General features: G+C 53.7%; 15 protein-coding genes. 12 read left to right on the top strand and 3 right to left on the bottom strand.

Annotated elements, in window-relative coordinates:
- The first annotated feature begins 6 nt into the window (after nt 1–6).
- Complete coding sequence (locus AMUC_RS00345) at nt 7–2,589, top strand: ATP-dependent Clp protease ATP-binding subunit (RefSeq protein ID WP_012419120.1); 2,583 nt, start codon at nt 7–9, stop codon at nt 2,587–2,589.
- A 130-nt stretch (nt 2,590–2,719) separates the two neighbouring features.
- Nucleotides 2,720–5,266, top strand: coding sequence for an alpha-N-acetylglucosaminidase (locus AMUC_RS00350; RefSeq protein WP_012419121.1), 2,547 nt, complete (start codon nt 2,720–2,722; stop codon nt 5,264–5,266).
- Nucleotides 5,267–6,038: 772 nt separating this feature from the next.
- Here AMUC_RS00350 and AMUC_RS00360 read toward each other — a convergent pair.
- Complete coding sequence (locus tag AMUC_RS00360; RefSeq protein WP_212374024.1) at nt 6,039–6,254, bottom strand: hypothetical protein; 216 nt, start codon at nt 6,252–6,254, stop codon at nt 6,039–6,041.
- Nucleotides 6,255–6,317: 63 nt separating this feature from the next.
- Here AMUC_RS00360 and AMUC_RS00365 point away from each other — a divergent pair, with 63 nt between their 5' ends.
- Both AMUC_RS00365 and AMUC_RS00370 read left to right on the top strand, forming a co-directional pair.
- Nucleotides 6,318–7,367: a DNA adenine methylase gene (locus AMUC_RS00365; protein WP_252906201.1), complete on the top strand. Its 1,050-nt coding sequence runs from the start codon at nt 6,318–6,320 to the stop codon at nt 7,365–7,367.
- A 13-nt stretch (nt 7,368–7,380) separates the two neighbouring features.
- Nucleotides 7,381–8,088, top strand: a complete 708-nt coding sequence (locus tag AMUC_RS00370; RefSeq protein ID WP_012419122.1) for an EcoRI family type II restriction endonuclease — start codon at nt 7,381–7,383, stop codon at nt 8,086–8,088.
- A gap of 312 nt (nt 8,089–8,400) precedes the next feature.
- Here AMUC_RS00370 and AMUC_RS00375 read toward each other — a convergent pair whose 3' ends face one another.
- Entirely contained in the window at nt 8,401–8,769 is a 369-nt protein-coding gene (locus tag AMUC_RS00375; protein ID WP_198153337.1) for a rhodanese-like domain-containing protein, read from the bottom strand.
- A gap of 208 nt (nt 8,770–8,977) precedes the next feature.
- On the bottom strand, nt 8,978–9,856 hold the full coding sequence (locus AMUC_RS00380; protein WP_012419124.1) for a fumarylacetoacetate hydrolase family protein: 879 nt from the start codon (nt 9,854–9,856) through the stop codon (nt 8,978–8,980).
- A gap of 166 nt (nt 9,857–10,022) precedes the next feature.
- Between AMUC_RS00380 and AMUC_RS00385 the strand changes: the two genes are divergently transcribed.
- The 8 genes from AMUC_RS00385 to AMUC_RS00420 all read left to right on the top strand — a co-directional run bounded on the left by AMUC_RS00385 (nt 10,023) and on the right by AMUC_RS00420 (nt 17,286).
- Nucleotides 10,023–11,579 carry a 2-isopropylmalate synthase gene (locus AMUC_RS00385; RefSeq protein WP_012419125.1) on the top strand — a complete coding sequence of 519 codons (1,557 nt, stop codon included), beginning with the start codon at nt 10,023–10,025 and terminating at the stop codon, nt 11,577–11,579.
- 121 nt (nt 11,580–11,700) lie between these two features.
- Entirely contained in the window at nt 11,701–12,615 is a 915-nt protein-coding gene (locus AMUC_RS00390) for an SMP-30/gluconolactonase/LRE family protein (protein ID WP_012419126.1), read from the top strand.
- A 119-nt stretch (nt 12,616–12,734) separates the two neighbouring features.
- Nucleotides 12,735–13,190, top strand: a complete 456-nt coding sequence (locus tag AMUC_RS00395; RefSeq protein WP_042447429.1) for a GatB/YqeY domain-containing protein — start codon at nt 12,735–12,737, stop codon at nt 13,188–13,190.
- Complete coding sequence (gene ispD, locus AMUC_RS00400; protein WP_012419128.1) at nt 13,187–13,882, top strand: 2-C-methyl-D-erythritol 4-phosphate cytidylyltransferase; 696 nt, start codon at nt 13,187–13,189, stop codon at nt 13,880–13,882. The genes AMUC_RS00395 and ispD overlap by 4 nt, the downstream gene beginning before the upstream one ends.
- Nucleotides 13,879–14,733 carry an NAD-dependent epimerase/dehydratase family protein gene (locus tag AMUC_RS00405; protein ID WP_012419129.1) on the top strand — a complete coding sequence of 285 codons (855 nt, stop codon included), beginning with the start codon at nt 13,879–13,881 and terminating at the stop codon, nt 14,731–14,733. Before ispD ends, AMUC_RS00405 begins: the two co-directional genes overlap by 4 nt.
- Nucleotides 14,734–14,924: 191 nt before the next feature.
- Nucleotides 14,925–15,890, top strand: coding sequence for a tryptophan--tRNA ligase (gene trpS, locus AMUC_RS00410; protein ID WP_012419130.1), 966 nt, complete (start codon nt 14,925–14,927; stop codon nt 15,888–15,890).
- 88 nt (nt 15,891–15,978) lie between these two features.
- Nucleotides 15,979–16,449, top strand: coding sequence for a universal stress protein (locus tag AMUC_RS00415; RefSeq protein WP_012419131.1), 471 nt, complete (start codon nt 15,979–15,981; stop codon nt 16,447–16,449).
- A 33-nt stretch (nt 16,450–16,482) separates the two neighbouring features.
- The gene (locus AMUC_RS00420) at nt 16,483–17,286 is read left to right on the top strand and encodes a TIGR00282 family metallophosphoesterase (RefSeq protein WP_012419132.1); all 804 of its coding nucleotides are present in this window, start codon (nt 16,483–16,485) and stop codon (nt 17,284–17,286) included.
- Nucleotides 17,287–17,443: the final 157 nt, after the last annotated feature.

Genomic DNA, 17,443 nt, shown 5'->3' on the forward strand with positions numbered 1-17,443 from the left:
CCATCCATGAATAATTTTACGCCTAGGGCGCAACAAGTGCTGGCGCATGCGCGCCGGGAAGCGGACCGCTTCAATCATCATTACATAGGAACCGAACACCTTCTGCTCGGCCTGCTCAAGCTGGGCAAGGGCGTGGCCGTCACCATCCTGGAAAATCTGGGCGTGGAGCTTACCGCCGTGCGCAAACAGGTGGAGGAACAAATAGGCCGGGGCACGGAACCCCAGGCGGAGGGCAACATCCCGTACACCCCCAGGGTGCGCAAAGTCCTGGCAATGGCAAACAGGGAAGCCCAGGAACTCAACCACACGTATGTGGGCACGGAACACCTGCTCCTGGGCCTCATCCGTGACGGCGACGGCGTGGCCGGACAGATTCTGCGCCACTTCGGCGTGGATTTGGAACAAGCGCGGCGCGAATTGCTGGACGTGCTGACCCCCAAATACCAGATGGATGCGGATGAAGACAACATCATCCCGGACGACGATGACGACGAGGAGGAAAATGAATCCCCCGCCATCCCGACGGACGAGCCTTCCTCCCCCTCCTACTCCAGGCAGCAGAAATCCAAGACACCCGCGCTCCAGGCCTTTGGCCGGGACATGACCCAGCTGGCCCGGGACGGCAAGCTGGATCCCGTCATCGGCCGCGCCTCGGAAATTGAGCGCGTCATCCAGATTCTGTGCCGGAGGAACAAAAACAACCCCGTCCTGCTCGGTGAAGCCGGGGTGGGCAAAACCGCCATCGTGGAAGGGCTGGCCCAGGAAATAGCCCAGGGCCATGTTCCGGAGCTCCTGCGCAGCAAGAGGGTCATCTCCCTGGACCTGGCGCTGATGGTGGCTGGCACCAAATACCGCGGTCAGTTTGAGGAACGGCTTAAGGCCGTAATGGATGAAATACGCCGGGAAGGCAATGTCATCCTTTTCATTGATGAACTGCACACCATCGTAGGCGCCGGCTCCGCGGAAGGCTCCATGGACGCCTCCAACATCATCAAGCCCGCCCTCTCCCGGGGTGAGCTCCAGGCCATAGGCGCCACCACGCTCAACGAATACAGGAAACACATTGAGAAGGACGCCGCCCTGGAACGCCGCTTCCAGCAGGTGCAGGTAGGGGAACCCTCCGTGGAGGACACCATCCAGATTCTTGCCGGGATCCAGCCCAAGTATGAGGAACATCACAAGGTGCATTATACGAAGGAAGCCGTTGAAGCCGCAGCCAAGCTCTCCCACCGCTATCTGACGGGCCGGTTCCTGCCGGACAAGGCCATCGACATCCTGGATGAAGCGGGCGCGCGCAAGCGCGTCTCCCAGATGACCCGCCCGGACCACATCAGCAACATGGAAATCCGCATTGCGGAAATCAAGGAACGCAAGGACAAGGCTGTGGAAACCCAGCTTTTTGAAGAAGCAGCCCGCCTGCGCGACGAGGAAAAACAAGCCAAGGCGGAACTTCAGAACATGCTGGAAACCTGGCGCAACTCCTATGAGACCAACTACGTTCCCGTGACGGATGAAGACGTGATGAGCGTACTCGCCAAATGGACGGGCATCCCGCTGGCCCGGATGGAGGAAAAGGAAACCACCAAGCTTCTGCGGATGGAGGAAGAGTTGAAAAGCAAAGTCATCGGCCAGGACGAGGCGGCTTCCGCCATCGCCCGCGCTCTGCGGCGCAGCCGTGCGGATATCAAGGATCCGCGCCGCCCGATCGGCTCATTCCTCTTCCTGGGCCCCACCGGCGTGGGCAAAACCTATCTGGCCCGCAATCTGGCGGAAATCATGTTCGGTACCTCGGACGCCCTGATTCAGGTGGACATGAGCGAGTACATGGAAAAACACACCACGTCCCGTCTCATCGGTTCTCCTCCCGGCTATGTAGGCCATGACGAAGGCGGACAGCTCACGGAAGCCGTCCGGCGCAGGCCCTACTCCGTCATCCTCTTTGATGAAGTGGAAAAGGCCCATCCGGACGTCATGAACCTGCTTCTCCAGATTTTGGAAGAAGGCAGCGTAACAGACTCGCTGGGACGCAAGATCAACTTCCGCAACACCATCATCATCCTGACCTCCAATGTGGGGGCCGCTTCCGCCAAACGGCAGAGCACCATGGGCTTCGGCGCCATGGCCGCCGACAACGCGGACTACGCCGCCATGAAGGAAAAGATTCTGGAAGCGGCGCGCAAGCAATTCCGGCCGGAATTCCTGAACCGATTTGATGACATTTCTGTCTTCCGCATGCTGGAACGGGACGACCTGGAACGCATCGTGCATCTGGAAGCGGACAAGCTCATCTCCCGTCTCAAGACCAAGAATATCACGCTTGCCCTGAGCCAGGAAGCTCTGAGCCTGATCATCAAGAACGGCTATGACCCGCAGTACGGCGCCCGCCCGATGCGCCGCGCCATCGAACGCCTGCTGGAAGACCCGCTGGCGGAATCCCTGCTGAGGGGAGACGTGAAACCCGGCGATAAAATTGAAGCCGTGGAAACGGACGGGACGGAGACGCTCACCTTCCTGCACATCAAGGACAAAAAACCAGCCAGGCCCAAAGCGCCGCGCAAGAGAACGCCGCGGAAACCCAAGGCGGAATAAACGCTTTTAGGCTTTTCAACCAGGGCCCCTGCATGTTGACATGCAGGGGCCTTTTCATTGGGCCGGATTCCGCGGAACTGCCATTTCCATCCCCTGAAAGGACAATGACCCTCCCTGCGTATTTACGGGCATGATCTCATCCTTTCCCAGAATTCTGATCTTTCTGATGATGGCAAGCCTGCATGTATTCGCGGAAGACATGCAGAAAAACAGGGAACGGGAAGCCGCCCGCGCAGTCATCATGCGGACCGTGCCGTCTCTGGCCGCCTCCCCGGAAAAACTGCACCTGGAAACCATTGAAAAAGAAGACGGATATGATGTTTTCGAGACGAAAGCCTCCGGAGGAGTGCTGACGATCCGGGGAAGCAGCGGCACAGCCCTTTGCCGGGGATTCTATGATTTTCTGAAAACGAACCGTCTGGGAATGGTATCCTGGGAAAACAAAGACATTCGCTGGCCGGCACAGCTGCCGGACACCGCGCCGCGCCGCATCGTTTCTCCTTTCCGCAACCACTATTATTTCAATGTGGTCACCTATGGATACACGATGCCCTACTGGACCTGGGAACGCTGGGAAAAGGAAATAGACTGGATGGCTCTGCACGGCATCAACATGCCCCTGGCTCTGGTTGCCACGGAGGGGATCGCCGTCCGGGTCTGGAAGCAACTGGGGCTGACGGAAAAAGAAATAGAAGAATTTTACACGGGGCCGGCCCATCTTCCCTGGCAGCGGATGGGAAACATCGTCAATCATGACGGCCCCCTGCCCGCCAGCTGGCACAAGGAACAAATCGCCCTGCAGCACCGCATCCTGCACAGGATGAAATCCTTGGGCATGACCCCCATTTGTCCCGCTTTTTCCGGTTTCGTTCCCCGGGGAATCCTCCGCCTTTATCCGGAAGCGAAGCTTCACCGGCTGGGGTGGGGAGGCTGGCCTCAAAAAAACCACGCCCATTTTCTTTCTCCGGAAGAGCCCCTTTTCCTTAAAATAGGACGCCTGTACATGCAGGAATGGCAGAAGGAATTCGGAAAAAACACCTATTTTCTTGCGGACTCCTTCAATGAAATGGAACTTCCCGAAAACAAAGGAGGCGTCGAAGCCCGCAACAATATGCTCAGCTCCCTCGGGGAACAAATCTACCGCTCCATTTCCTCCACCAACCCGGATGCGGTATGGGTCATGCAGGGATGGATGTTCGGATACCAGCGCAATATCTGGAACGCAGATACTCTGAAGGCTTTGCTCAGCAAGGTTCCGGACGATAAGATGCTCCTTCTGGACCTGGCGGCGGATTACAACAAGACTTTCTGGCGCAACGGCATGAACTGGGACGTCTTCAAGGGTTTTTTCAATAAACCGTGGGTTTACAGCGTGGTTCCCAACATGGGCGGCAAATGCGCCATGACCGGGGTAATGGATTTTTACGCCAACGGCCATCTGGAAGCCTTGAACTCTTCATCCAGGGGGCGCCTCTCCGGAATGGGCATGGCCCCGGAAGGAATAGAAAATAACGATGTGATCTACGAACTGATCACGGATGCCGCATGGAGGAACCGCCAGGAAAACGTGGAACAATATCTGGAAAATTATTGCCGTGCCCGATACGGAAATTATCCGGACAGCATGAAGGAAGCCTGGAATCTGTTCCGCCGCACAGCCTATTCCAACTTAAAGGACCATCCCCGTTTCAACTGGCAAATGAAACCCGGCACCCGCGGCTGTTCCGTAAACACAAGCGAAGATTTTCTGAAAGGCCTCTCCCTGTTCGTCAACACCCGCGGCCTGGAACAATCCCCCCTGTTCCGCCAGGATGCCGTTGAGATGGCAGTCCATTATCTTGGCATACGCATGAATGAAGCCATCCGGGCCGCCCAGGAAGCTCTGGACGAACAGGATCAGGAAAACGCGGAAAAATGCATGGCCTATTTCCGCAAATACGCCCTTCTGGCAGATTCCCTTCTGGAAGGGCACCCCACCTGGAGGCTGTCGCGCTGGATATCGTTTGCCCGGTCTCACGGAACTTCTCCTGAGGAAAAAAACAAGTATGAACAAAACGCCAGAAGGCTGGTGACCAGATGGGGGCCTCCCGTAGACGACTACGCCGCCAAAATATGGAGCGGCCTTATCAGGGACTACTATCTGCCGCGCTGGGAACACTTTATTCAGAGCCGTCTTTCCGAAAAAAATCCGGATATGGGAGCATGGGAGGAAAAATGGGTCCGTTCCACTGGCGTAAGCGCTGCGCACGCTCCCGGAGATCTGGTCAACGCCTGCCGCCAGGCTATCCGGGAGGCGCCGCCCCTGCCTTCTTCCCTGAAAAGAAAAGCAGCCGGATCAATTATAGGAAACTGGACCTCCGCGACGGTATCCACGGAATGGAGTTATCTGGACTGGCCCGTTTCTTCCGCTGATCTTGAAAAACTCCGGGGGGTGCGCTTCGTCTTCACTTCCGGCAGCCATGCCCTAGAAATAGACGGCGTCGAACTCCTGGAAAACGGCAAAGTAATCGCCCACGACCGGCACGCCGGATTGGCAGGCAAGCCTTCCCGCGGGAATTTCTACAAACTTTCCCTTCCCAAGGGAATCCATGCCAACAACGGATGCTCCCTCAGAGCCAGGGTCCGCTCCGTGGGCGGAAAATCCTCCAATGGGAAACTGGAACTGATTAAAGAATGAACGGCTTAAATTCAGTTAGAATTATCCACTTTAGGTTTGACAAATATCACCAAAATTAACTTATAAATAGTCATAAATTATTTTGAATTAAAATAGATCTATATTTCAACCATTGTAAGTCAGATCTTCTACATCAAGGGAACGATTTTTGAAAACATCTATCTTGACTTATGTATGTTGTTGTATGCAGATAAATCATCTACACGAAGTATATTGCACTAGATACACAAAGCAATGGAGAAAGAGGAATACAAGTAAATATTTGAAGCTATTATTAAAGTGAACGAAAACCATGTAGTGGATAAACCTTGCTAAGACAATAAACATGGAGAAACAAATGGATAAGGATGACGAAAACAAACCAAAGACAAAACGAGGCAAGAGGACATACACAACTACTTTGATTGGGGCGAAAGAATATAATACCGAAAAAATCCATGCAGTAATTTCAAATTTTAACAAACCCGACAATCTATTAAGTGGAAAACAATATCTCAATATTTCCAAAAAAGTTCGCAAAAAAATAACATCCATAATAATTGACTAATCTTCAGTCTACAACATACTTGATAAAAAAGGAATGTGCTTTTATGTAGTTGAAAATTGACCATTCCGTAACTTTTTCTCTTGAAAGCAGGATACACATGAATGGAATTGAGAGCTTTTGAATACTGTTCACAATGGTTTTTGATAAATTGGCCGAGTTGTTCGTGGCTTGATAATTTTAGAAGATGGTATTATAATTCTTGACATCTATTTTCGTACTAACTAATCACACGTCCATGCAGGAAGCAGGAAGCAGGAAGCAGGAAGCAGGAAGCAGGAAGCAGGAAGCAGGAAGCAGGAAGCAGGAAGCAGGAAGCAGGAAGCAGGAAGCAGGAAGCAGGAAGCAGGAAGCAGGAAGCAGGAAGCAGGAAGCAGGAAGCAGGAAGCAGGAAGCAGGAAGCAGGAAGCAGGAAGCAGGAAGCAGGAAACGCTTCCTCTCCAATGTGATGATTTCGAATTAACTAACGAATATCTAGATTATTTATCAGAGCAAATAATCACATATATAGGAAACAAGCGATCCCTGCTTGATTTTATAGGAAAAGGGATAGAAGTGGTTTGTAAGAGGTTGGGAAGGAACAAAATAAGCAGTTTGGATGCTTTTTCTGGTTCTGGGGTGGTTTCCCGATATTTGAGACGCTTTTCTTCAAGCCTCCATTGTAACGACTTGGAAGATTATTCAAGGGTTATCAATGAGTGCTACATGACCAATGAATCTTCTGTAGATATTATCTTGCTTAAAAACGAGCTATCTTGCCTTCATAAAAGAATTGAAGAATCTTGGCATGAAGGAGTTATTACAAAAATGTATGCTCCTGCCGATGAAGATAATATAACACAAAATGATAGGGTTTTCTACACAAAAAGGAACGCTATGTACATTGATACAGCAAGGCAAGCGATTGATGAACTTGCTCCTGATCTAAGAAAGTTCTTCTTGGCTCCACTGTTGTATGAAGCCTCTGTGCACAACAATACATCAGGTGTTTTCAAGGGGTTCTATAAAAATCACGAAGGGATTGGGCAGTTTGGGGGACATGGGAAAAATGCACTAAAACGCATATTGGGAAATATTGAACTGAAACTCCCTGTTTTTTCTCGATTTGATGTTGACTGCTACATTCACCAACAGGATGCACGACAACTAATGGAAACAATACAGGCGGTTGATCTTGCATATTTTGACCCTCCTTATAACCAACACCCCTATGGCTCAAATTATTTCATGCTCAATTTAATAGCAAATAATAAAAAACCACTGTCATTTTCCCGAGTTTCTGGAATCCCTGACGACTGGAACCGTTCTCTCTATAATAAACGCCAATCAGCTCAGAATGAATTGTTTTCAACCGTCCAAGCCTGCCCCGCAAAGTTCATCCTAATATCTTATAATTCAGAGGGATTTGTGAAATACAACGACTTTATCAACTTCCTCTCCAAAATAGGTAAATTGCAATCCTTACAAACTGATTATAACACATTCAGAGGGTGCAGAAATCTTAACGAACGCCCAATAAAAGTTAAGGAATTCCTCTTCCTTGTCGAAAAATTCTAATAGCCATCTCACTATGTCTCATAAAATTGCATTGCGTACCCAGCGGGAAGGTACAATTATTAATACTACTTCATCCAAGCAGGAAAAATTATTACGTCAAGCTGTGAAATCTGTTTCTATGCGTCTGAAAAAGAAATTTCCCGGAATCACCCTTGAATGGGAACCACAAGCTAAATTGATAGATATTATTGTCCACCTTCGAACCCAATTCCCTGATGTTGACTTTGCAGCCCCCTCGTGCGCTTCTTCAATGAAACCAGACGGTGGAATTCTTTATATGAAAAGTGAAGATGAACGGCGATTTCCTATCCTCATATCAGAAAAGAAAAACCAAGGTACAAATGATATGAGGGCAAAGGAAGGAAAAAAAAGACAAGCTCAGGGGAATGCCATAGAAAGATTAGGAAAAAACGTCATTGGTTTCCGAGCTTCCATGATTAGAGAGTCAATTTTTCCCTTTGTTTGTTTTGGAGATGGTTGTGATTTCGTTGAAGGTTCATCCATAAGAGACCGTGTCATCACCATAGCCATGTTCGGTCAGCTCAACAAAGAATATGTTTATGCTCAAGGTCGAGGAGAACTTTTTAACAGGGGATCTTTCTATTTCCGAGAAAAACAATGGACTGAACAAGAAATGGCAGACATCTCGTTCTCTATAGCCAGCAAAGCCATCTTCTATTATTTTTCCAGATATGGAGAATCAACTTTTTTCGATAATTGATTGGAGCACATTTTTAAAATTATTCAAAAAATATTCTAGATTTTAATATTTAGCAAATTACTCAGATGAAAAAACAGAGAAGCTCAATAAAACTAGACTAAAATAAACAATCTCGATATTTTACAGAGAATTTCGACTCAAAACGTTCAAAATCAGTCGATTTTAAATTAAATAATTCTGAATTTAATTTGCTTATTAGGAAAAACCACATCCATTCCGTGCCTTTTACGTTAGAAAATTCCGCCGTCCGAACCAGGAAACAGCATGCCCGGCGCCTTGCGGAATCCCCGCACGGAACAATCGGGCGGAAAGTTACATTTCGAACCGGTGCAGGTTTTCCACATGGGAATAACCCATCTTCCTGAGCGCTTCCAGCGCCTTGTCCGCTCTCTTTCCCGTACGGCAATACAGCATAATCACGGCGTTCTTATCGGGAAGAAGCCGGGGGGCCAGTTGTTCCACCTCATCTGCCGGAATATTCAAGGCGCCCTCCTTATGTCCCGTGCGGTACTCATCCAGAGTCCGGACATCCACCAGCACAACAGGACGCGCGGCGGCGCCTTCCGGAGACACAACCATGGCGGAGGAAGCAGGGTCACGTTCCGCATTCCTGCCTTTCAGCCAAACGAAGAGGGCCGTCAGCCCGGTCACCATGACCACGTACAAAACCACGTTTTTCACGCGGCCACTTCACTAAACCGCGGCGAAGTAATCAAGAGAAAACAACGCCCTGCCCACATGCGCAGGCGTCATTTGCCGCCCACGCAGCACCGGCGGCTCCGTTCCACGGGAAAACAATGCGCCGGATACAGAAGAAATACGCAGAAGCGGGAAGGGACAGAGCTTTCCCTTCCCCCTCCACATTCAACAAGGCCGGAGAACCATTCCCCTACCCCTCATCATCAATTACCACAGCCTGGGAAGCGAAGCCAAAAGCGGGGCTTCCCCATTCCACCACATCCCCGGGTTTCAAATATACCGGAGGCTTCATCCCCATCCCCACGCCTCCCGGAGTGCCGGTGGAAACCACATCTCCGGGCCATAAAGTCATGAACCGGGAAACATAGGCAATCAGACGCGGAACAGGCCAGATCAAGCCGTCCGTATTGCCGCTCTGGCGCACTTCCCCGTTCACTTTCAATTCCAGAGGAATGCCGGAGCCGTCCCCAAGTTCATCAGCGGAAATGAACGTGGGCCCCATCGGGGCAAAGCTGTCATAGCTCTTCCCCTTGGTCCACTGCCCGCCATGTTCCAGCTGGTTGGCCCTTTCCGAATAGTCGCACATCAGGGTATAGCCGCTGATAGCCCGTGCGGCCTCCTCTGGGGAAGCGTTTTTCAGCACATCCTTAATCACTACGGCCAATTCAATCTCATAATCCAGCTTGTCGCAGCCGGGCGGATACAAAACAACATCACTGCAGGAAGTAATGGCGGAAGGCGACTTCAGAAAAACAGCCGGTTCCTGCACGGAATCCCCGTCAAACTCCTTCGCATGGTCTGCATAACTTTTTCCCAGGCACACCAGCTTGGAAGGGGAACAGGGCAGCGCGGTATCAATCATCCATTCAGGGTTGACAGCTTTGGCGGCGGCACTATCCAGAAACGCGACAATGCGCTTCATTTCCTCTCCGCAGGAACCCGTTTCTCCGCAAATGCAGGCATCAGCCTCGGCAAGCACGGAGTCCGCCGCCAGGTATTCCCCGCGGCTTTCGCTCCACAGAGCCATGATGCGCTCCGCCTGGTCATTCAGGTAAAATCTGATCTTCACCCTTCCATCCTACAAAGCTCCTCCTTTTAAGCAAAGAGCGGTTCCGTCATTCTTCTCTCCGGCGGCCCTCTTCCGCCGCCCGGACGCTCTGTGAAAGCATGCAGCGCGTAGGGCTTGCGTTACTGGAGCAAAACATTATCATGCCACTGCTTAACATCATTAACCTATGTCCGATCAAATCTACTTTTTTGACACTACCCTGCGCGATGGAGAACAATGCCCCGGAGCATCCATGAACCTACGCGAAAAGCTGGAAGTGGCGCGTCAAATGGAACGGCTGGGCATGGACGTGATTGAAGCCGGCTTTCCCTGCATCTCCGACGGCGACTTTGAAGCCGTGCACACCATCGCCCGCGAAATCAAAAAATGCCGCATCGCTGGTCTGGCCCGCTGCGTAAAGGCGGACATTGAAGCGGCGGCCAAAGCCCTGGAACCCGCCGGGGAACGTGCCCGCATCCACATTTTCCTGGCCACCAGCAAGCTGCACATGCAGTTCAAACTGAAAAAAGCGGAATCCGAAATCCTGCGCATGGCCGCGGAAGGCGTATCCTATGCCAAACAATTTGTCCAGGACGTGGAATTTTCCCCGGAGGACGCTTCCCGCACAGACCTGGACTTCCTGACCAAAGTCGTGGAAACAGTCATCGACGCCGGCGCCACTACCGTCAACATTCCGGATACCGTGGGCTACACCACACCGGACGAGTTCTACCGCATCATCCGCCACCTGAAGGAAAATGTGCCGAACATCGGCAAAGCCGTCATCTCCGTGCATTGCCACAATGACCTTGGCCTGGCCGTAGCAAACTCCCTGGCAGCCGTCCGCGCCGGAGCCCGCCAGGTGGAAGGAACCATTAACGGCATCGGCGAACGCGCCGGAAACGTGGCTCTGGAAGAGGTCATCATGGCCCTGCGCACCCGCGCCGGACAATTCGGAGACGTCACGGACAACATCAACACGAAGGAAATCGTCCGCACTTCCCGCATCGTGGCCCGCATGAGCGGCATGCAGGTGCAGCGGTCCAAAGCCATCGTGGGGGAAAACGCTTTCGCCCACTCTTCAGGCATCCACCAGCACGGCATCCTCAACTGCCGGGAGACCTATGAAGTCATGGACCCGCAGGCGGTCGGCTGGGGAGCCACGGAACTCCCGCTCACCAAGCATTCCGGACGCGCTGCCGTCAAATCCAGGCTGGAACAGCTGGGCCATGTCCTTACGGAAGAGGAAGTCAACACCGTCTTTGAACGCTTCAAGAAAGTGGGCGACTCCAAAAAATTCGTTTATGATGATGATCTTTCCGCCATTGTGGACGACTCCCTGCATGCCTCCACCGGTCTATGGGAACTGGACTTCCTGCAATTCGTGGCAGGCAGCCACGCGCGGCCCACGGCTACGGTGGGACTGCTCAAGGAAGGCAAGAAATTTGAAGACAGCTCCACGGGCAATGGCGCCGTGGACGCCGTTATCAAAGCCATTGAGCGCATCACCAGGCGCAAAGGCACGCTGAAAGGCTACAGCGTCAACGCCGCTTCCGAAGGGAAGGACGCTCTGGGAGAAGTAACAGTGCATGTGGACTTCGGCCAGCCCAAGCCCATTGTGGGCAAGGGAGCCTCCACAGATGTCATTGAAGCTTCCGCCCGGGCCTACCTGAACGCGGTCAACCGTTCTATCCGCATGGAAAACATGCCCCAGCCCAATAATCTGGATGCAGGAACCATCTAACACGGGAAGCGCCCCGTTTGCCCGAACGGGGCGCAACTCCGCCCATCAGCCTGCCAGCCTCTGCGGGGCTTGCTTTTCCATTGCTCCCATGCCATAAGGTTCAAAACTCTTACACCACCCCATGAAAGCGACATTACTCCTTCTTTGCCTGGCGTGCAGCGCGCTGGCCGCGCCGCCGACAAAAAAACAGCCGGCCCCCGTTGAACCGCTGCCCGCCCTGGAAAAAAACACCATTGCCATTGACGGCCATCCGGAAAGCGTTGCAGCGGATGCCGAGGGCAATATCTATTTCACCTGCATCGGCTCCAGGCTCACGCCTACGGAAAAAGACAAGGACGGCTACCTGGGCGTCATTCCGCACGGTTCCACAGAGCCGAAAAAAATCACGGACGTAGATACCCTGGACGCGCCGAAAGGGTTGCTGTATCAGGACGGCTTCCTTTACTGCACGGACGTGGACATGGTATTCAAAATAAACGCCAAGACCGGCGCTATTGAAGGATACGTGGACTTGTCCCCATCCCGCATGAAATTCCTCAATGACCTGGCGTTCATCAATGGCAGGCTCATGGTTTCCTCCACGGATACCAACCAGATCTTCTATGTGGACACGAATACCAGCTCTTATGGGGAACTGGTCACCAAACAACCCATCTACAAACCGAACGGCCTGGCCTGGGACCCGGAAAGAAAGGTCATTTACCTCTGCGAATACGCAACGGATGAAAAAGGCAAACCCAGCGGACGCCTGCTCTCCATTAACCCCGTTTCCCGGGAAGTTACGGAACTTTCCAAGGAACGGGGACAGTATGACGGACTGGTTTACCGTGACAACGCCCTTTACTACAGCGACTGGTCCAAGGATAAAAAACCGGAAGCTGTCCGCAGGCTGGATTTGAAGACGGGGCGTTCCGCCCCGGTAGCCACTGGCCCTGTTGAAGGGGCGGCGGACTTTATCCTGTATGACTCCATGATGGTGGTTCCGGGCATGACGGAAAAGAAAATCCACATCATGCCCATTGGCGGAAAAAAATAAACACGGCTGTTCCGTTTTTATTCCCCTTATCCGGGCCGCCGGCGGCATTCCCCGCGCTGGCGGCCTTTTTCAATTTACGGCTTGAAGTACACCTGGGGATGCGCTTAGTTAATGGAGATATGAACACGATTTCCGACCAAATCATGGAGGGGATGAAAACCGCCATGAAAGCAAAAGACTCCGTTACCCTCAATACCCTGCGCGCCCTCAAGACGGCTCTCACGAACACGGCCATCGCCAAGGGAGGCTTGGGAACCCGGCTGGAAGAAGCGGAAGAACTGGCCGTGGTCCGCAAGCAAATCAAGCAGCGTGAGGATTCTGCGGAACAATTCCGCGCCGCCGGACGCCCGGAACTGGCGGAAAAGGAAGAGGCAGAAATCACCGTTCTCAAGCAATTCATGCCCGCAGAGCTTACAGCAGAAGAAACGGCGGCCATTCTGGAAACCGTGATGAAGGAAACGGGAGCCTCTGCCAAAAAAGATATGGGGCAGGTCATGAAACTCATGCAGGAACGCACTGCCGGCAGAGTCAACGGCAAGGAGTTGGCCCGCATGGTGTCAGCCAGACTGTCATGAAATGCTGCGCCGCCATCATCGTTGCGGCCGGGTCCTCCCGGCGTGCCGGATTTGACAAGCTGCTGGCCCCCCTGCACGGCGTCAGGGTGCTGGAACGCAGCATCCGCGCCTTTGCCAACTGCCGGGAAATCACGGAAATCGTAGTCGTTTGCCCGGAGGAACGTTTTCATGCCATTAACGGCGCAAACCTGGAAACGGAAATACCCGTTACCCGTGTGGACGGAGGGGCGGAACGGCATGAATCCGTGCAGAACGGACTGGCAGCCCTGCTTTATACCCCGGAATTCGTGGCCGTGCATGATGGAGCCCGCCCGCTCATTACGGTGGAGCAAATCTCCCGCTGCATTCAAACCGCCAGGGAATATGGGGCGTCCGCTTCCGCACATCCCGTAACGGACACCCTGAAGCGTGCGGACAAAGAACACTTTACGCTTCCGGAACAGGTGGAACGGGACGGGCTGTGGTGCATGGAAACCCCGCAGGTCTTTCAATATCCTCTTCTCCTGGACGCCTATGTGGAAGTCACGGAACGGAATATTCAGGTAACGGATGAAGTAACCGCCCTGCAACTCATCGGCCATCCTACGCGCCTGGTGCATAATCATGAGCCCAATCCCAAAATCACATGGCCGGAAGATATTTCCCGCGCTGAAATGCTAATGGAACTCAAGCACCTCCGCAATGACTCATGACCGGCCTTCTGTGTAAGAATCCCCGCATCGTTCTCATTCTGGGAACAGGGTATCTGGGAAAAGCCCTGGCGGAAAGCCTGCGGAAAGCGGGACATACGGCCCTGACGGCGGATATTGACCCGCAAAAAGCCATTTACGAAGCAGACGTTGCAGACCAGGCCTCCATGCAGGGGCTGGCCGCCCGCATCCCCTCCCCCCAGATCATCGTCATGTGCGCCAGCACGAGGGGAGGCGGAGAGGAAGCCTACCGCAACCTTTACGCTCATGGAACGCGGAACACGCTGGAAGCCTTTTCCGGAACGCCGGTCATCTTCTGTTCCAGCACAGCCGTCTATGGAATCACGGACGGACGCTGGATTACGGAGGAACACAACGTTTATCCCTCCTCTGGAAAAAACGGGCTGCTTATTCAGGCGGAACAGGCGGTTTTGGCAGCGGGGGGCACGGTCGTCCGGCTGGGAGCCCTGTACGGGCCGGGCCGCTGTGTTCTCGTCTCCCAGTACGTCACGAAGGGGAAGGCCCTCCCCGGAGCCATGAACAGATGGCTCAATTACATCCACCGGGATGATGCCGCAGCCGCCCTGCACCTGCTCTGCACCCTGCGGGAACCGCCTGCCGGCATTTACAACCTGACGGACCGCACCCCCATGCAAATGGGAGAAATATACTCCTACCTTTCCAATTTGCTGGGGAAACCCGCTCCGCAGCCTGAACCGCTCCCGGCGGAAGCGCGCCGGGGCTTCTCCAACCAGAGGATTTCCTGCTCCCGCCTTCTGGCCCTAGGCTGGGAACCGCTCTACCCAAGCTTTGCGGACGGTGTGCACAATGTGCTGGAGGCACTGGAAGAGTAAATTTCACACCCATCCTTTTCCTCGCTGACCGGCCCTTTCCGGACATTCCATAAACAAGAAGAGGCACCCCTGCTGAACGCATCTCGTGAGGCAGGCACATGCCGGAAAAAAATCCAGCCGGCGGCCCCGCCTGTCTTTGACTCTCCCCTTTCTTGACTTGCCGGGCGCGAACAGGCAAAATCCCGCGCGCAATGCGTATCATCACAGGTCTTCAACCCAGCGGCAAGCTGCATGTCGGCAACTACTTCGGAGCCATGGAACCGGCTGTCCGCATGCAGGAAAGCGGGGAATCTTTCTACTTCCTGGCGGACTACCACGCCATGAGCACCGTTCACGACGCGAACGCGCTGAGGGAAAACTGCAGCAACCTCGCTACGGACTTTCTGGCCGTGGGCCTGGATCCCGAAAAATGCGTCTTTTTCCGCCAGTCCGCCGTGCCGGAAGTCAATGAACTGGCCTGGATACTCAGCACCGTCTGTCCGATGGGCCTGCTGGAACGCTGCCATTCCTACAAAGATAAAATCGCCAAGGGATTCTCCCCCAGCAACGCCCTGTTCACCTACCCCGTGCTGATGGCTGCCGACATCCTGATGTATGACTCCGACCTGGTGCCCGTAGGCAAGGACCAGAAACAGCATCTGGAAGTCACACGCGACCTGGCGGGCAAAATGAACGAACAATTCGGAGAAGGCACCTGCAAACTTCCGGATGCGCTCATTGCGGAAAGCACAGCCATTGTTCCGGGGCTGGACGGGCAGAAAATGAGTAAAAGCTATAATAACACGCTCCCTATTTTCGGAGAGGAAAAAGCTGTCCGCAAACTCATCATGAGAATCCCCACGGATTCCACCCCCGTGGAAGATCCCAAACCGACGGAAGGTTCCGTCATCCTGCAGCTTTACAAACTCTTTGCCTCCGCGCAGGGTTATGAAGACATGGTGCGCGGTTTCCAGAACGGGGGATGCGGCTATGGAGACTTCAAAAAGCGCCTCTTTGACGCTTACTGGGAATACTTCCGGCCCGCGCGCGAACGCAGGGCGGAACTGGAAGCCAATCAGGACTATGTGCGCCGGACGCTGGAAGAAGGCGCCCGCAAGGCGCGCGAGACGGCCTCTGTAGTGCTGGACAGGGTGCGCCGCGCCGTGGGGCTGGCCTGAAACGGAATAAAACGGAACACCCGGGAAAGCCGGGGCAGCACACGTTTTTTTGTGGCATGGAAAAGTACGGAATGTTATACAGAAAGATATGAAGAATATTCTGGTAGCTATTGATTTCTCCAACGCCACGGACGCCGTCATCCACCAAATCGGCAAACTGGCCTGCCCCAACGACAGCATCATCCATTTGCTCCACATTGTGGAACCCAGCATTTGCTATGAAGTCTCCGGCGTTCTGCCGGATGAAGTGCCCGTTCCCGTGATGGACCAGACGGAAGAAAACGAAGTCATTTCCATCGCCAAAAACCATTTGAAACAGACGGCGGAAAAACTCTCCCGGCTGACGGACGCCACGATCATCCAGGCGGTGGAAGATGAATTTGAAATCAGCGAAGCAGTCATTAATTATGCTGAAAAACACCACATCGACATGATCGTGGTGGGCAAGCATAACCACGGCTTCCTCTCCACCGTCTTTCTGGGCAGCGTAGCAAGCTCCGTGATGCGGAAATCCCCCGTGCCCGTTCTGGTAGTGCCCGTCACCAGGGAAGAACAGTAAAAACCGCCATCTGCGCCAGCTCCGTCCCAATCCATGATTACCATACTCTTTATAGGCGATGTGGTCGGCGAACCCGGACGCACCGCCGTGAAACACATGTTGCCGGAACTCAAACGGGAACACGGGGCGGACTTCATCATCGTCAACGGGGAAAACGCGGCTGCCGGGAGAGGTATCACGCCCCGTCTGGCACAGGAACTGCTGCACGCCGGAGTGGATGTCATCACAACGGGAGACCATGTCTGGGACCAGGCGGAGCTGGCCCCGTGGATGGAATCCGAACCGCGGGTGCTGCGCCCCGTCAACTATCCGCAGGGAACACCGGGGCACGGAAGCGTAGTCGTGGAAACTCCCAAGGGGAAAATAGCCGTCATGCAGGTTCAGGGGCGCTCATTCATTCAGCCGCCGCTGGAAAACCCCTTCCTCATCTCGGAAGCGGAAGCCAAAAGGCTCAGGGAAGAAAAAGGCGTGCGGGTTATCTTTGTGGACATGCACGCGGAAACGACCAGTGAAAAAATCTCCACCGGCTACAATCTGGACGGCCTGGTTTCCGCCGTCGTCGGGACACATACCCATGTGCAGACGGCGGATGAAACCATTCTGGAGCGCGGCACGGCCTACCTGACGGATGCCGGCATGTGCGGCCCTGCCGTCGGGGTGCTGGGACGGGAACGGGAACCTATTCTCCAGCGTTTCCGCACCTCCATGCCGGCCAAATTCCCCGTAGCGAACTGGCCCGTGCGCCTCTGCGGAGCCGTCGTGCAAATAGATGAAGCCACAGGCAGGGCGCTCAGCATCGCCCGCATCAATAAAATCGTGGAAAAACCGGCCTCCTGACATGCATGCTTCAGCAGCATTCCTCTTCCCGTGCCCGGTGGCGGCTCTCTGCGGATGTTCCGAACATGGCGGAAGCCTCGTGAAGCGCGACCAGAACGCGGATTATAAGAAAAACCTGTTTCAACGGACGCCCTCCATCACACTCGCGGAAGGAAAA

The sequence above is a fragment of the Akkermansia muciniphila ATCC BAA-835 genome (assembly GCF_000020225.1).
GTDB lineage: Bacteria > Verrucomicrobiota > Verrucomicrobiia > Verrucomicrobiales > Akkermansiaceae > Akkermansia > Akkermansia muciniphila.

Bases quoted from the DNA above. Each gene is read 5' to 3' on its own strand.
- AMUC_RS00345 (WP_012419120.1), top strand. From the start codon at position 7: ATGAATAATTTTACGCCTAGGGCGCAACAAGTGCTGGCGCATGCGCGC.
- AMUC_RS00350 (WP_012419121.1), top strand. From the start codon at position 2,720: ATGATCTCATCCTTTCCCAGAATTCTGATCTTTCTGATGATGGCAAGC.
- AMUC_RS00370 (WP_012419122.1), top strand. From the start codon at position 7,381: ATGTCTCATAAAATTGCATTGCGTACCCAGCGGGAAGGTACAATTATT.
- AMUC_RS00385 (WP_012419125.1), top strand. From the start codon at position 10,023: ATGTCCGATCAAATCTACTTTTTTGACACTACCCTGCGCGATGGAGAA.
- AMUC_RS00390 (WP_012419126.1), top strand. From the start codon at position 11,701: ATGAAAGCGACATTACTCCTTCTTTGCCTGGCGTGCAGCGCGCTGGCC.
- AMUC_RS00395 (WP_042447429.1), top strand. From the start codon at position 12,735: ATGAACACGATTTCCGACCAAATCATGGAGGGGATGAAAACCGCCATG.
- ispD (WP_012419128.1), top strand. From the start codon at position 13,187: ATGAAATGCTGCGCCGCCATCATCGTTGCGGCCGGGTCCTCCCGGCGT.
- AMUC_RS00405 (WP_012419129.1), top strand. From the start codon at position 13,879: ATGACCGGCCTTCTGTGTAAGAATCCCCGCATCGTTCTCATTCTGGGA.
- trpS (WP_012419130.1), top strand. From the start codon at position 14,925: ATGCGTATCATCACAGGTCTTCAACCCAGCGGCAAGCTGCATGTCGGC.
- AMUC_RS00415 (WP_012419131.1), top strand. From the start codon at position 15,979: ATGAAGAATATTCTGGTAGCTATTGATTTCTCCAACGCCACGGACGCC.
- AMUC_RS00420 (WP_012419132.1), top strand. From the start codon at position 16,483: ATGATTACCATACTCTTTATAGGCGATGTGGTCGGCGAACCCGGACGC.